Genomic DNA, 13,396 nt, shown 5'->3' with positions numbered 1-13,396 from the left:
GGCGGCGCGATGACCCGCTTTGCCCTTACTCTCGAATTCGACGGCGCCCCCTACATGGGCCTCCAGCGCCAGGCCCATGGCCCCTCGGTGCAGCAGAGCGTCGAGGAAGCGGCTTTTGCCCTGACCGGCGAGACCACGAGCATGCATGCCGCCGGCCGGACCGACGCGGGGGTTCATGCGCTGGGCATGAAGGCGCATATCGACATCGCCAAGCCGTTCACGCCGTTTCAGTTCATGGAGGGCATGAACGCCCGGCTGCGGCCTCATCCCATTGCCGTCGTCGCCTGCGAGATCGTGCCGGACGATTGGCATGCCCGGTTCGCCTGCGTGGGCCGCGCCTACATCTACCGCATCGCCAACCGCCGTGCGCCGCTTACTCTGGAACGCGGCAAGGCCTGGCAGGTGGCCAAGCCGCTGGACGAAACCGCCATGCACCGCGCCGCGCAGATGCTGGTGGGACTGCACGACTTCACCACTTTCCGCTCTACGCACTGCCAGTCGCAAAGCCCGCTCAAGACGCTCGATCGTCTGGACGTGCGGCGCGAGGGCGAGATGGTGCTGATCGAGGCCGAAGCGCGCAGCTTCCTGCACCATCAGGTCCGCTCGATGGTGGGATGCCTTGCGCTGGTAGGGATGGGACGCTGGCAGGAGCGGCAGGTTGCCGAGGCGCTGGAAGCCCGCAACCGGCAGGCGCTGGGGCTCAATTCGCCGCCGGACGGGCTCTATTTCGTGAAGGCGATCTACCCGGAGGCTTGACCCCCGAGGCTTTACTCCGGGTCCCCAAACGAAAAAGGGAGGCCACGGCCTCCCTTTTCCATATCGTATCGGCCGGGCTTCAAACCTTGCCGACGACGCTTTCCGGCAGGTCGTTGCCGAAGACGCGCTGGTAGTATTCGGCCACCATCACCCGCTCGGTCTCGTCGCACTTATTGAGGAACGAGAGGCGGAAGGCGAAGCCCACGTCCTTGAAGATTCCCGAATTCTGCGCCCAGGTGATGACGGTACGCGGGCTCATCACTGTCGAGATGTCACCGTTCATGAAGCCCTGGCGGGTGAAGTCCGCCACCTTGACCATGTTCGAGATGGTCTTGGCGTCCACCTGCGGCACCTTTTTCGAGACGATTTCGGTCTCGACCGGCTCGGGCAGGTAATTGAGGCCGACCACCAGGTTCCAGCGGTCCATCTGGCCCTGGTTGATCTGCTGGGTGCCGTGATAGAGGCCCGAAGTGTCGCCAAGGCCCACCGTATTGGCGGTGGCGAAGAGGCGGAAGTTGCGATCCGGGCGGATCACGCGGTTCTGGTCGAGCAGGGTCAGCTTGCCCTCGGTTTCGAGGATGCGCTGGATCACGAACATCACGTCCGGGCGGCCCGCGTCATATTCGTCGAACACCAGCGCCACCGGGTGCTGGAGCGCCCAGGGCAGCAGGCCTTCGCGGAATTCGGTGACCTGAAGACCGTCGCGCAGGACGATGGCGTCGCGGCCGATCAGGTCGATACGGCTGATATGCGCGTCGAGGTTGATGCGGATGCACGGCCACTTGAGTCGCGCGGCAACCTGCTCGATGTGGGTCGACTTGCCGGTGCCATGATAGCCCTGCACCATGACGCGGCGATTGTAGGCAAAGCCCGCCAGGATCGCGAGAGTGGTGTCCGGGTCGAAGACGTAAGTCTCGTCGAGATCGGGCACGCGCTCGTCGGCGACGGAGAAGGCGGGCACCTTCCAGTCGATATCGATTCCGAAGGTCTCGCGCACGTCGAGTTCGATGTCGGGAGCAGCCAGCACGGTGGCGTCACGATTCTCGGCTTTCATGGTCTCGGTCTCAGTCATCGTTGCACCCGCGTAGACAAGCGGGCGCTGCACCGCAACAGGCTTTGCGGTTTATCGGGAATGCGGTGGGAGGAAACAGAGCAGGGATCGGAAAAACGGCGCCCGGATCGCATTCGTCAAAAGAAGAAAGGGTTCGCGCAAAGGCGCGGAGGCGCAAAGAGATTGATCTTTCGGCGAAGCCGCTCTGCGTCTCTACATCGTGGCTACCGCCATGCTCTAGCGCTGCCGAGCACCTGAGGCCTTGCGCAACACCTTTGCGCCTCTGCGCCTTTGCGCGAACTCCTCCTGCTCTTCTTCCGTCAGCCTTTCAGCGGTGTGCCTTACCCCAGATCGCAACAGTCTCCCTGCCCTAACTGTGCGCTTTTCCGAATGCCCGCGTACCGTAAAGTTTCGCGGCGACAATCGAGGCCAGCGGGGCAAGGCTGGAGGCGCGTAAAACGTAGAACGCAAGAAATTCGTCAGGATAGACGGGACCGGCGAACCCCGATTGAAGTGCGTCGATAAATATGCCCGTTCCAATGTAAACAAAAGGCAGGCTTGAAAGCGCGACTATAGCGACACGAGCTACTTTGAGGCCGGAAGTTCCTCGGAAGTACATGCCCAGCCCCAGAAACAGGAACGTCATTACCGCAACCGGAACGATCACATATAATGCCCCGTCCATTATGCCGCGAATAAAGACGCCCATAATCCTCGACATACGGCCTCCGATCCTTGAACCGGAAAATATGTTGCTCAACCATAGCGGTTAAGAAAGCTTCCCAGGCAAGGCGAACAGATCGATAAATCTCGCAGCGAGCGCCCCATCTCCTGCAACTGAGAGCCTCCCGCCCGCCTCGTCCACCGACCGCTTGCCGTAGAATACCGGTAGGTAATCGGTGGCCGTCTCCGCCGAAAAGCGGAGGTCCGGCGCAGGCACGTCTTCTCCGGCAGGCGCGATCCGCAGCTCGCCTTGCCCCAGCGTCCCCGCGAAACGAGCCGCACCCACCTCGAACAGCACCCGCAGTTCCAGATCGCCGATCCGCTCGGGCACTAGCATCGTCCGCAGTGAGAGCATGAACGCCACCGGCGTCAGCGGCAGCATCGGATCATGACCCGGTGATCGCACCGCCCAGCGGCCGAGCTCCTGCATGACCGGCTCCAGCGCCAGCCCCCATTCCGTCAGCGCATAGACCTGGACCGAGGCCGGCGGCGGTAGTGTCACGCGGCGCACGATCCCGGTCCCCTCCAGGCTGGCGAGCCGCTCGGTCAGCACTTTGGCGCTGAGGCCGGGCAGCGCGGCGCGCAGACCGTTGAAGCGGCGCGGCCCGAGCATCATTTCGCGGATGATCGGCAAGGTCCAACGCTCACCGACGAGTTCCATCGCGAACGCCGCTCCGCAAGCGTCGCGATACCAGCGGCCGTGAGGCGTCGCCTGACCATCATCAGGTGACCGCTGCCTTGTGCGTGACCCAGTTTCTTTTTCAAACTTCATGGTTGCTTTTTGTAACCTGAATTGTCAGGCTCCCGCAATAACGAATCGCTCCCGGCACGCGCGCAATCGCACCGGAGAGAGAATCCGATCGCACCGGAGAGAGAATCGATGCCGCAATGCGATTCCGCCTCGACCGTCCTGACGGCCTATGCAGACGTCCCCGCGCCGGTTCGCGGGCAAGTCCGCGACTTGCGGATCCGTTGGGCCCTCCAGGAAATCGACAGGGACTACCGGGTGGACCTGCTGGACGTGTTCAAGCCCCGTCCTGACAGCTACAAGGCCTGGCAACCGTTCGGCCAGGTGCCCGCTTTCGACGACGGCCAGCACCAATTGTTCGAAAGCGGCGCCATCCTGCTCTATCTTGGCGAGCAGGACGCCCGGCTGCTTCCCGTCGATCCCGCAGCCCGCTGGCAGGCGATCACGTGGCTCTTCGCGGCGCTCAACAGCGTGGAGCCCTTCGTGGCGCAGATCGCGATGCTCGACCTGTTCCAAGCCGGAAAGCCCTGGGCCGCGGAGGCGCGGCCAAGCGCGGTCAAGCTGCTGACGGCCCGCCTCGTCGATTTGCAGACGGCGCTGGGGGAACGGGACTGCCTGGCAGGTTCCTTTTCCATCGCCGACATCCTCATGGTCACCGTGCTGCGCATCCTCGACCATACACCGATCCTCCAGGACTACCCCGCGCTCGCCGCCTACAAGGCGCGTGGGGAAAACCGCCCCGCCTTTCGCCGGGCACATGCAGAACAACTCGAAAGCTACGCCTCTCCCGCCAACTAGGAGAATAGCCATGCCTTATATCGATGGTTTCGTGCTTGCCGTACCGCTTGCCAACAAGGACAAGTTCATCGCCCATGCCCGGGAGATGGACGAGTACTTCCTGGAATACGGCGCCACCCGCGTTGTCGAATGCTGGGGCGACGATATCCAGCACGGCAAGCAGACCGACTTCTTCCGCTCGGTGGAAGCCAAGGAAGACGAAACGGTGTGTTTCAGCTGGATCGAGTGGCCCGACAAGGAGACGCGCGACAGGCAGATGGGCCTGCTCATGGAACTCATGAAGAACGATCCCCGCTTCGATCCGGCCACCAACCCGCCACCTTTCGACGGCAAGCGCATGATCTTCGGCGGGTTCGACGCCGTTCTCGAGCTGCCCGCCAGCCGATCGGGAGAATGAGCGTGGCCAATCCCGTAGGAAGCTTCATCTGGTACGAACTGCTGACCAGCGATGTCGAGGGCGCGGCGGCGTTCTATCGCGAGGTGGTCGGCTGGACCATCGCCACCCACTCCGATCCGGAATCATCCGGCGGCCTGGACTACCGCATGATCGTCCGTGACGACGGCGGCATGGCAGGCGGGGCGATGCAGATCACCGAGGACATGGCGGAGGGTGGAGCGCGGCCGATCTGGCTGCCTTATCTCTACGTCGAGAACGTGGACGCGGAAGTCGAGGCGATCACGGCGGAGGGCGGCAAAGTGCAGATGCCCGCCACCGACCTGCCCGTCGGCCGCATCGCCATGGTCGCCGATCCGCAGGGCGTGCCGATCTACCTGATGAAGCCGATCCCGCCCGCCGACCGGCCCGACGCGGCCAGCGACGTGTTCTCCGTATCCGAAAACCAGCGAGTGCGCTGGAACGAACTGGCCAGCCCCGACCAGGCCGGATCGATGGCCTTCTACGGCAAGCACTTCGGCTTCACCTTCGACGAGAAGATGTCGATGGGCGAAATGGGAGATTACTGCTTTATCGGCCACCATGGCCAGACGCTCGGCGCGATCATGCAACGCCAGGAGGAAAGCCAGCCCTCGGTCTGGATGTTCTACTTCGGCGTACCCTCCATCGCCGAGGCGAAAAAGGCGATCGAGGGGAATGGCGGGACGGTCTTGATGGGACCGCATGAGGTGCCCGGCGGCGACTGGATCGTCGTGGCGACCGACCCGCAAGGCGCCGGTTTCGGGCTCGTCGGCCCCAAAGGCGACTGAAAAGCGACGGAACCGCAAGGCCATTGACGGCGGAGCAATGTTCCATAATTGTTCCGCCATCAACCAGGACGACGGAGTGGAGATCATGGCCGACTACACCTTCTACACCAATCCTATGTCGCGCGGGCAGATCGCACGCTGGGCTCTCCACGAGGCCGGCGCCGATTACCAGCAGGTGCTGGTTGACTGGAAGGACAAGCCGGAGCGCTTCCTCGCCGTGAACCCCATGGGTAAAGTGCCCACCATCGTCCACCATGCCGACGGCGTAGACCGCACCGTCACCGAGGCGGCGGCCATCTGTCTTTACCTAGCCGACATGCACCCCGAAGCGGGCCTGCTGCCGAGCGATGCGGAAGCGGCGGATTATTACCGCTGGACGCTGTTCGCCGCCGGCCCGGTGGAGCAGGCGATCACCTCGCGCCATTTCAAGTGCGAACCTTCCCCCGAACAGGAGGTAATGGCCGGCTGGGGCAACTTCGAGCGAACCATCAATGCGCTGGAGGGGCATTTCGAAGGGGCGGACTACGTCTGCGGCAAGCGCTTCACCATGGCCGACGTCTATGTCGGCAGTGCAGTGGACTGGGGGCTGACCTTCGGCACGATGCCGCCTCGCCCGGCCTTCGTGGCCTATGCCGACCGCCTCCAGGCGCGCGATGCCTACAAGGCGGCCAAAGCCGTGGACAACGCCCTCATCGAGGAGATGAAAAAGTGACGGCCAAGAACCGGGTCTGCCTCTGGTACGACGACGCAGCCGAGGAAGCGGCGAACTTCTACGCTTCGGTTTTTCCGGAAACCCATGTCACCCGCGTCGTCCAGTCGCCCACCGACTACCCGGACGGCAAGGCGGGAGACGTCATCACCGTGGAATTGACGGTAATGGGCATCGAGTGCATCGGCCTGAACGGCGGCCCGACGTTCCCGCAGTCCGAGGCGTTTTCGTTCCAGGTCGAGACGCTGACCCAGGAGGAAACCGATCGGTACTGGAACGCCATCGTCGATAACGGCGGCGCGGAAAGCATGTGCGGTTGGTGCAAGGACAAATGGGGCCTCTCCTGGCAGATCACCCCCAAGGCCCTCAGCGACGCCCTCGTCAATCCCGATCGTGCGGCAGCCAAGCGGGGCATGGAAGCGATGATGACGATGCGCAAGATCGATATCGCCGCGATCGAGGCCGCCGTCGCCGGAAACGCTTCCGGAACCGCCGGGGCATGAACCCCGAACCCAGCCTCGAACTGTTCGGCCACCCCTTCTCGTCCTATACCTGGAAGGCGCTGATCCCGCTCTACGCCTATGAAGTGCCTTTCGCGTTCCGCATCCTGGACCAGGAGCATCCGGACCATGCCGAAGTGGTGCAGATGGCCGGGCCGCTCGGCAAATTCCCGGTGCTGCGCGACGGCGAGAACCTTCTGTTCGAAGCGACGACGATCATCGAATATCTCGACCGGCATCATGTCTCGCCGGGGATGCTGATTCCGGAAGATCCCGATGCGGCAACGGCCATTCGCATGCTCGACCGCGTCTTCGACAACTACGTCATGAACGTGATGCAGATCGTCGTGAACGAATATATTCGGGACGCCGCCAACCCGGACCAGGCGCGCTGTGCCGAAGCGCGCGAACAGCTGGACAGGGTCTATGCCTGGCTGGAAGGCTGGCTTCAGTTCTATCCGCAGATGGACCAGATCTCGCTGATCGAATGCGCCGCGGCACCATCGCTGTTCTATGCCGACTGGGTTCATCCGATCCCGGAGGACCGCCCGCGTCTGCGCGCCTGGCGTGCACATCTCCTTGCCCTGCCGCCGGTCTCGCGCTGCATCGAGGATGCCCGCCCGTTCCGTTCCTACTTCCCGCTCGGCGCCCCGGACCGCGATTGAGGAGAACCTGCCATGAGCGATACGAACCACGAACTCTCGGTCACGCGCTACATCGACGCACCGGTCGCCGAAGTATGGGAGGTCATGGCGAACCGGCAGGAGGAGTGGTGGTGCCCCCGCCCCTGGCGTGTCGAAATCGACGAACAGGACAGGCGTCCCGGTGGCACCTGTCGCATGACGATGTTCGGCCCCGATGGCGAGACCGCGCCGCAGAACGGCATCTACCTGGCCTATGACGAAGGCCGTCGCTTCGTCACCACGGATGCCGTCACGGAAGGTTTCCAGCCGTCCGGCCCCTTCATGATCGGCATCTGGGAAATCGCCCCCGAAGCCAACGGCACCCGCTACACCGCCCGCGCCCGCCACTGGAGCGCCGAGACTATGAAGCAGCACGAGGAGATGGGCTTCGAGGAAGGCTGGGGCGTCTGCGCGCAACAGCTTGCCGAGATTTGCGAGCGGGAACGAGGGTGAGAGTGCCAGCCTTACCGGTCAAAGAAATGGGGCGAGCACGAAACGTATCGATCGCGTCGGCCCCGTATTCGCGACCGATAGAGCGACTTCCTTTCCCGGATGTCCGGTAACGAGCGCGATCGCCGCCCTCAGGTTTAAGCCCACGATGTGATCTCCGGCCTGGATACCCGCGACCGCTGCCGGACTTCCCGGTCCCACGACGGCGACGCGCACCCCGCGCCCCTCGTCCTTCAGCCACAACCCGGAAAGCCCGTAGCGTTCCAGCATGGGAACGGCGTTCGCATGTCGCTGCAACCAAAGCGATCTCGTCCGCACTTCGGTGGAAAGATTGAAGCCTTGAAGGACGTGCAGGCCGACGATCGCATCATGGCTTCTTACAGCGTCGGAAGGTGGTCGCAGCAGCACGAGTGGCCGTTCGAAGCGTTGCCCGGCAAACACGACGCTCTCCAACCTCACGATCCTGCCGATGCCGCCAGTTCCTCCTACGCCGCCGACGGCTTGCGGGGCGAACGGACGGGCATCGTCCCAAAGGCCGAGACGTCGCGCCGCATCATGGCCCATCGAAAACGCGCCCGGTGCGCCGGTGTCGAGCAGGCAGTCGATCGCCGTCCCATTGAACGCGGCGGCTCCCCAAAGGCGCGGAGAAGCTGCATTCCGCCCCAACGACCCGTCGGTGCGAATGGCGTTTTCCAGCTGAATGAGCCCTTCGCGCGCAGGGCGCCCGTCGGGATAGATTCGCCATTCGCCCGCTTCGATATCGAGGTCGCTGTCCATGGTGGTGAGCAGGCCTGCTGCCAGGGATCCGCGCACGCCCTCACCGAAACGGTTTTCCATGGCGGAGAAGGAAGCGGTCGGCTGCCTCACGCCGCCTCCGAACACGACATCGCGCGCCATATAGCTGCCCAGCACCGCCTGTCCGCCCATGCCGACCATCCGGGTCGGCCCCGTGGACTTGAGCTTGAGTTCACGGGCAAGGCCGGTCTCAATGAGACTTGTTGCGCCGCCAGTATCGAGCATGAACAGGAAAGGCCCTTTTCCGCCGATGGTCACCGGTGTCACCACGCGGCCACTCATCAGCGCGATCCGGCTGACGATCGGCGCGCGCGCTTCCGCGAGAACCGGGCGCGCCAGCCCCGCCGCCACCACGAAGGCCGATCCTCCAAGAAAGTCGCGTCTCTGCATGGCGGAAATGGCTCCAGGATAGAGTTTTTCCGAGCCAATCCAATGACTCGGCAAAAGATATCCTAAGGGAAGTCCGCGAAATCTTTAGTGACAAATTCCGTTGCCATTGTCAGCACAGCCCTAAGCCAAAGCCGGCGACTTCCGCAGCAACTGATAGGCTTCCACCACACCCTGAAGACGCGAGGCGCGACTGTGGTCGCCGCCGTTATGGTCGGGGTGATACTGGCGCAGCAGGCGCGTGTAGCGCAGCCTCAGGGTCTTGCTGTCAACGTCGCCCTCCAGCCCCAGCACGTCGAGAGCGCGCCGTTCATCCGGGTTGAAACGGGCATATTCGGGCTTCATGTCGGCTTGCCGCTGACGCATGTGCGCCCGGGCCCGGCCGCTGATCGCTTCCAGCGGATCGGAGAAATCGGCCCAGCGCGGCGTGCCGTCCACTCCAGCATCCGGGCGAAACGCACGGCTCTGCGCCTCCCAGCCATGGAGGGGTGACTGCGCGCGGAAGATCTCCTCGGCACTCATGCCGTCGAAGTAGTCGTATCCCGAATTGAACTCGCGAACGTGGCCGAGGCAGAACCAGCGATAGTCGCCCGGCCCGTCGAAACCGGGCAGGCGCGCGCCCGGCGCGCGGAACTCGCCCGCCTCCTCGCAGCCCGGCCAGTTGCACATGCGACCACCGGATTCGACCCTGCCATGAAATCTAGAATGTCTCACCGGCTTCCAGATGGGGGATCGAACGCCTAAATGGAACCCCATGAACGGACCGATCGCACAGGAAATGCGGCAGCTTCTCGAAGCCGCCTTCGCCCCCACTTATCTTGACGTCGTCAACGATTCCGCCAGTCACGCGGGTCACATGGGCGATGACGGCACCGGCGAATCGCATTTCACCATCGATATCGAAAGCGCTGCCTTCGCCGGCGTCTCGCGCCTCCAGCGCCAACGCCTGGTGAACGCCGCGCTCGGCGACATCCCCGGCCAGCGCGTCCATGCCCTTGCGATCAAGGCACGCGCCCCCGGAGAGTAAAACCGCGCGCCGTTATCCGCGGTTGAACCGGGGATCTATCCCCGGTTGCCCTTTTAGCAATCCCAGCCTAAATGCGCGCACCATGCCGACAACCCTGACATTCGCCGTGCCCAAGGGCCGAATCCTCGACGAAGCGCTGCCGCTGATGGCGCATGCCGGCGTGGTGCCCGAGGCGGAGTTCCACGACAAGAAGTCTCGCGCGCTTTCATTTGCCTGCGAGAACAGCGACATGCGCCTGATCCGCGTGCGCGCTTTCGACGTGGCGACGTTCGTGGCCCATGGCGCGGCCCAGGTGGGTATCGTCGGTTCGGACGTGGTCGAGGAATTCGCCTATCCCGACCTCTACGCGCCGGTGGACCTGAACGTCGGCCACTGCCGCCTCTCGGTGGCGGAGCGCGAAGGGGAACAGGGCGGCACCCTGCCCTCGCACTTGCGGGTAGCCAGCAAGTATCCGAACCTCACCCGCAAGCATTATGAGAAGCTGGGCGTTCAGGCCGAAGTGGTGAAGCTGAACGGCGCGATGGAGCTGGCGCCTTCGCTCGGCCTGTCCAGCCGGATCGTCGACCTCGTCTCGACCGGCCGCACGCTCAAGGAGAACGGCCTCGTCGAGACGAGCCGCATCCTCGACATCTCGGCACGCCTGATCGTCAACCGCGCCGCCCTGAAGACCGACGATCGCGTTGCGGCGCTGGTCGAGCGTTTTCGCGCGCTGGTTGCCGAAGCGAAGGCCGCCGCCTGATGCTGCGCCTGTTCAGCAAGGACGCGGATTTCGCCGAGGCTTTCCGACGCGTCGTCGCCGATCGCCGCGAAAGTGCGGTGGACGTGGCGCGTGACGTGGCGGATATTCTCGCCGCGGTGCGCGAGCGGGGCGACGTGGCGCTGGCCGACTATACGGCACGGTTCGATGGCCACGATCTTGACCAGACCGGCTGGCGGATCGAGGCCGAGATGTGCCGCACGGCGTTCGAGGCGCTCTCGCCCGAACTTCGCGAAGCCCTCGAACTCGCGGCAACGCGCATCCGTGCCTATCACGCCGCGCAACTGCCCGAGGACCGCGACTACACCGATGCTGCCGGCGTGCGCCTCGGCGCGGTCTGGCGCGCAGTCGATGCTGCCGGGCTTTACGTGCCGGGCGGCCGCGCAGCCTATCCTTCTTCGATGCTGATGAACGCGATCCCCGCCAAAGTGGCCGGGGTCGAACGCCTCGTCGTCGTCACGCCGACCCCCAAGGGCGAAGTCAACGCGCTCGTCCTCGCCGCCGCCCACCTTGCGGGCGTGGACGAAGTTTGGCGCGTGGGCGGTGCCCATGCGGTGGGCGCGCTGGCCTATGGCACCGATCAGATCGCGCCGGTCGATGTGATCACCGGCCCCGGCAATGCCTGGGTGGCCGAGGCCAAGCGCCAGCTCTACGGCGTCGTCGGCATCGACATGGTGGCCGGTCCCAGCGAAATCCTGGTGATCGCCGATGCCAGGAACGATCCCCGCCGCATCGCCGCCGACCTGCTGAGCCAGGCCGAGCACGACCCTACCTCGCAGTCGATACTCATCACCGACGATGCGGCCTATGCCGATGCCGTGGCCGAGGCGGTGGAGATCGAACTCTCCGCCCTCGCCACCGAAGCGACCGCGCGCCAGTCGTGGAACGACTACGGCGTGATCGTCGTGGTGGAGAGTTTCGACGAAGCTCCCGCCCTGGCCGACGCCCTGGCCGCCGAGCATGTCGAGATCGCCACCGACGATCCCGAAAGCCTGTTCCGCAAGATCCGCCACGCCGGATCGGTGTTCCTGGGCCGCATGACCCCCGAAGCGGTGGGCGATTACGTCGCCGGCCCCAACCACGTGCTGCCCACCGGGCGCCGCGCGCGGTTCGCCTCGGGGCTTTCCGTACTCGATTTCATGAAGCGCACCAGCTTCATCCAGCTCGACCAGGCGGCGCTTGAGGCCATCGGCCCCGCCGCCGTTGCCCTCGCCGACGCCGAAGGGCTTCCCGCGCACGCGCGCTCCATTTCCGTGAGACTTTCCCAATGAGCAACTCCAAGCCCAATTCGAAGCAAGCCCGTTCGGCCGCGCGCCTCGCCGCCGTCCAGGCGCTCTATCAGTTCGACATGGAAGGCACCCAGCAGGCCATCCTGCTCGACGAATTCCACCGCCACCGGCTCGGCGCGGAAATCGACGAAGATCAGTACGCCAAGGCTGAGGTCGCCTTCTTCGACGACGTGGTGAAGGGCGTGATCGCCCGCCGCGACGAGATCGACGAACTGCTGTCCGGCAAGCTGGCCGAAGGCTGGTCGCTGGCCCGTCTCGACAAGACCATGCTGCAGATCCTGCGCGCGGGTGTCTACGAGCTGCTCGCCCGCCCGGACGTACCCACGGGTGCAGCGATCGGCGAATATCTCGACGTCGCCCACGCCTTCTTCGACGCACGCGAGGCCAAGTTCGTCAACGGCGTGCTCGATGCCGTGGCCAAGGCGGTTCGCTGATTTTTTGCGCAGCATTGCGGCGTTCTCGCCTGATCTCGACAATGGGCCCTGCGGGGCCCATTGTTGCATCATGACCCGCGAATTCGCCTTCATCGACGCTCTGCGCGCCATTGCCGTCACCCCCGCCGCGCGCGGGTTGGCGGACGACGCGGCCGTGCTCGATCTCGGCGGCGAGAAGCTAGTTCTGACCATGGACACGCTGGTCGAGGGCGTTCACTTCCTGCCGGACGATCCGCCGGAAGACGTCGCCTGGAAACTCGTCGCCGTGAACGCCTCTGACCTGGCCGCCAAAGGCGCGGAACCGCTCGGCTGCCTCAAGTCCCACGCCCTGGGGGACGAGGAATGGGACCGCGCGTTCCTTTCCGGCCTTGAGCTTGCCTGTCGCCATTTCCAGCTACCGCTGCTGGGCGGCGATACCGTCCGCATGCCGCAAGGGTCGGCGCGCAGTTTCTCGCTCACGGCGCTGGGACGCGGCCCGGAAGACTGCCCGGTGCCGTCGCGCAGCGGGGCCCAGCCCGGCGATCTCGTCTGGGTGAGCGGGACTATCGGCGATTCCGGACTCGGGCTCGAACTCCTGACCTCGGGCAGCCGGGTGCAGACGCCGGAAGCCGCACTGCTGGCCGACCGATATCGCCGCCCGATGCCGGAACCTGCGCTCGGCGTGGCACTCGCCCCGTTGGCGACGGCGATGATGGACGTTTCCGACGGGCTGCTGGTCGATGCGCGCCGCATGGCGGCGGCCAGCAAGGTTTCAATCACCATCGCCGCCGACGAGGTGCCGCTATCCCGCGCCCTCGTCGCCACCGTGGGCGAAGGGCTGGAACAGCGGATTTCCGCGATGACCGCCGGGGACGACTACGTCCTGCTGTTCACCGCGCCGGCTGTGAACAGCGCCTACGTCCGCGCGGCCGCCACTTGCGCTGGTTCGCGCGTCCACCCGATCGGCGCGGTGAGCGTTGGAGACGGCATCGCGCTGGAATGGCACGGCCAGCCGACACCCCTGCCCGAGAAGCTCGGCTACCAGCATTAAATCCGGTTTGTGAATCCGTCGTCCCGGACTTGATCCGGGACCGCTGTCGAAGCCGC

At 64.7% G+C, this 13,396-nt stretch carries 18 protein-coding genes; 13 read left to right on the top strand and 5 right to left on the bottom strand.

Features of this window, described 5'->3' with window-relative positions; genetic code table 11:
* Positions 1–9 precede the first annotated feature (9 nt).
* Positions 10–756: a tRNA pseudouridine(38-40) synthase TruA gene (gene truA, locus ACI3K3_RS14640; protein ID WP_404914893.1), complete on the top strand. Its 747-nt coding sequence runs from the start codon at positions 10–12 to the stop codon at positions 754–756.
* 79 nt (positions 757–835) lie between these two features.
* On the opposite strand, the gene cobS is transcribed toward truA, so the two are convergent.
* The 3 genes from cobS to ACI3K3_RS14625 all read right to left on the bottom strand — a co-directional run bounded on the left by cobS (position 836) and on the right by ACI3K3_RS14625 (position 3,191).
* Positions 836–1,828, bottom strand: coding sequence for a cobaltochelatase subunit CobS (gene cobS, locus ACI3K3_RS14635; RefSeq protein ID WP_313438214.1), 993 nt, complete (start codon positions 1,826–1,828; stop codon positions 836–838).
* Between the two features lie 349 nt (positions 1,829–2,177).
* A complete protein-coding gene (locus tag ACI3K3_RS14630) occupies positions 2,178–2,516 on the bottom strand; it encodes a hypothetical protein (RefSeq protein ID WP_404914890.1) in 339 nt (112 codons plus the stop codon).
* A gap of 60 nt (positions 2,517–2,576) precedes the next feature.
* Positions 2,577–3,191 (bottom strand): winged helix-turn-helix transcriptional regulator, encoded by a 615-nt coding sequence (locus ACI3K3_RS14625; protein WP_404914888.1) that lies wholly within the window; start codon positions 3,189–3,191, stop codon positions 2,577–2,579.
* A 219-nt stretch (positions 3,192–3,410) separates the two neighbouring features.
* Here ACI3K3_RS14625 and ACI3K3_RS14620 point away from each other — a divergent pair, with 219 nt between their 5' ends.
* From ACI3K3_RS14620 to ACI3K3_RS14590, 7 genes are all read left to right on the top strand, one after another.
* Positions 3,411–4,076, top strand: a complete 666-nt coding sequence (locus ACI3K3_RS14620; RefSeq protein WP_404914886.1) for a glutathione S-transferase family protein — start codon at positions 3,411–3,413, stop codon at positions 4,074–4,076.
* Positions 4,077–4,086: 10 nt separating this feature from the next.
* On the top strand, positions 4,087–4,473 hold the full coding sequence (locus tag ACI3K3_RS14615; protein ID WP_404914884.1) for a DUF1428 domain-containing protein: 387 nt from the start codon (positions 4,087–4,089) through the stop codon (positions 4,471–4,473).
* Positions 4,470–5,279: a VOC family protein gene (locus ACI3K3_RS14610; RefSeq protein ID WP_404914882.1), complete on the top strand. Its 810-nt coding sequence runs from the start codon at positions 4,470–4,472 to the stop codon at positions 5,277–5,279. The genes ACI3K3_RS14615 and ACI3K3_RS14610 overlap by 4 nt, the downstream gene beginning before the upstream one ends.
* Before the next feature lie 85 nt (positions 5,280–5,364).
* On the top strand, positions 5,365–5,991 hold the full coding sequence (locus tag ACI3K3_RS14605) for a glutathione S-transferase family protein (protein ID WP_404914965.1): 627 nt from the start codon (positions 5,365–5,367) through the stop codon (positions 5,989–5,991).
* A complete protein-coding gene (locus ACI3K3_RS14600) occupies positions 5,988–6,491 on the top strand; it encodes a VOC family protein (protein ID WP_404914880.1) in 504 nt (167 codons plus the stop codon). Before ACI3K3_RS14605 ends, ACI3K3_RS14600 begins: the two co-directional genes overlap by 4 nt.
* A complete protein-coding gene (locus ACI3K3_RS14595; protein ID WP_404914878.1) occupies positions 6,488–7,153 on the top strand; it encodes a glutathione S-transferase family protein in 666 nt (221 codons plus the stop codon). Before ACI3K3_RS14600 ends, ACI3K3_RS14595 begins: the two co-directional genes overlap by 4 nt.
* Positions 7,154–7,165: 12 nt before the next feature.
* Positions 7,166–7,624, top strand: coding sequence for an SRPBCC family protein (locus tag ACI3K3_RS14590; protein ID WP_404914876.1), 459 nt, complete (start codon positions 7,166–7,168; stop codon positions 7,622–7,624).
* 18 nt (positions 7,625–7,642) lie between these two features.
* Here ACI3K3_RS14590 and ACI3K3_RS14585 read toward each other — a convergent pair whose 3' ends face one another.
* Entirely contained in the window at positions 7,643–8,806 is a 1,164-nt protein-coding gene (locus tag ACI3K3_RS14585) for an aspartyl protease family protein (protein ID WP_404914874.1), read from the bottom strand.
* Between the two features lie 120 nt (positions 8,807–8,926).
* Positions 8,927–9,517, bottom strand: coding sequence for a DnaJ domain-containing protein (locus ACI3K3_RS14580; protein WP_404914872.1), 591 nt, complete (start codon positions 9,515–9,517; stop codon positions 8,927–8,929).
* Between the two features lie 40 nt (positions 9,518–9,557).
* On the opposite strand from ACI3K3_RS14580, the gene ACI3K3_RS14575 reads away from it, so the two are divergent.
* The 5 genes from ACI3K3_RS14575 to thiL all read left to right on the top strand — a co-directional run bounded on the left by ACI3K3_RS14575 (position 9,558) and on the right by thiL (position 13,340).
* A complete protein-coding gene (locus ACI3K3_RS14575; protein ID WP_404914870.1) occupies positions 9,558–9,830 on the top strand; it encodes a BolA family protein in 273 nt (90 codons plus the stop codon).
* Positions 9,831–9,912: 82 nt separating this feature from the next.
* Positions 9,913–10,569 (top strand): ATP phosphoribosyltransferase, encoded by a 657-nt coding sequence (gene hisG / locus ACI3K3_RS14570; RefSeq protein WP_404914868.1) that lies wholly within the window; start codon positions 9,913–9,915, stop codon positions 10,567–10,569.
* Positions 10,569–11,858, top strand: coding sequence for a histidinol dehydrogenase (gene hisD / locus ACI3K3_RS14565; protein ID WP_404914866.1), 1,290 nt, complete (start codon positions 10,569–10,571; stop codon positions 11,856–11,858). The genes hisG and hisD overlap by 1 nt, the downstream gene beginning before the upstream one ends.
* On the top strand, positions 11,855–12,310 hold the full coding sequence (gene nusB / locus ACI3K3_RS14560) for a transcription antitermination factor NusB (protein ID WP_404914864.1): 456 nt from the start codon (positions 11,855–11,857) through the stop codon (positions 12,308–12,310). Before hisD ends, nusB begins: the two co-directional genes overlap by 4 nt.
* Positions 12,311–12,380: 70 nt before the next feature.
* Entirely contained in the window at positions 12,381–13,340 is a 960-nt protein-coding gene (gene thiL, locus ACI3K3_RS14555; protein WP_404914862.1) for a thiamine-phosphate kinase, read from the top strand.
* Positions 13,341–13,396: the final 56 nt, after the last annotated feature.

It is taken from the genome of Novosphingobium sp. ZW T3_23 (assembly GCF_044987305.1).
In the GTDB taxonomy this organism is placed as follows: Bacteria; Pseudomonadota; Alphaproteobacteria; order Sphingomonadales; family Sphingomonadaceae; genus Novosphingobium.
Note: the sequence above shows the minus strand (reverse complement) of the source record. Positions and strands in the feature narration are given on the sequence as shown.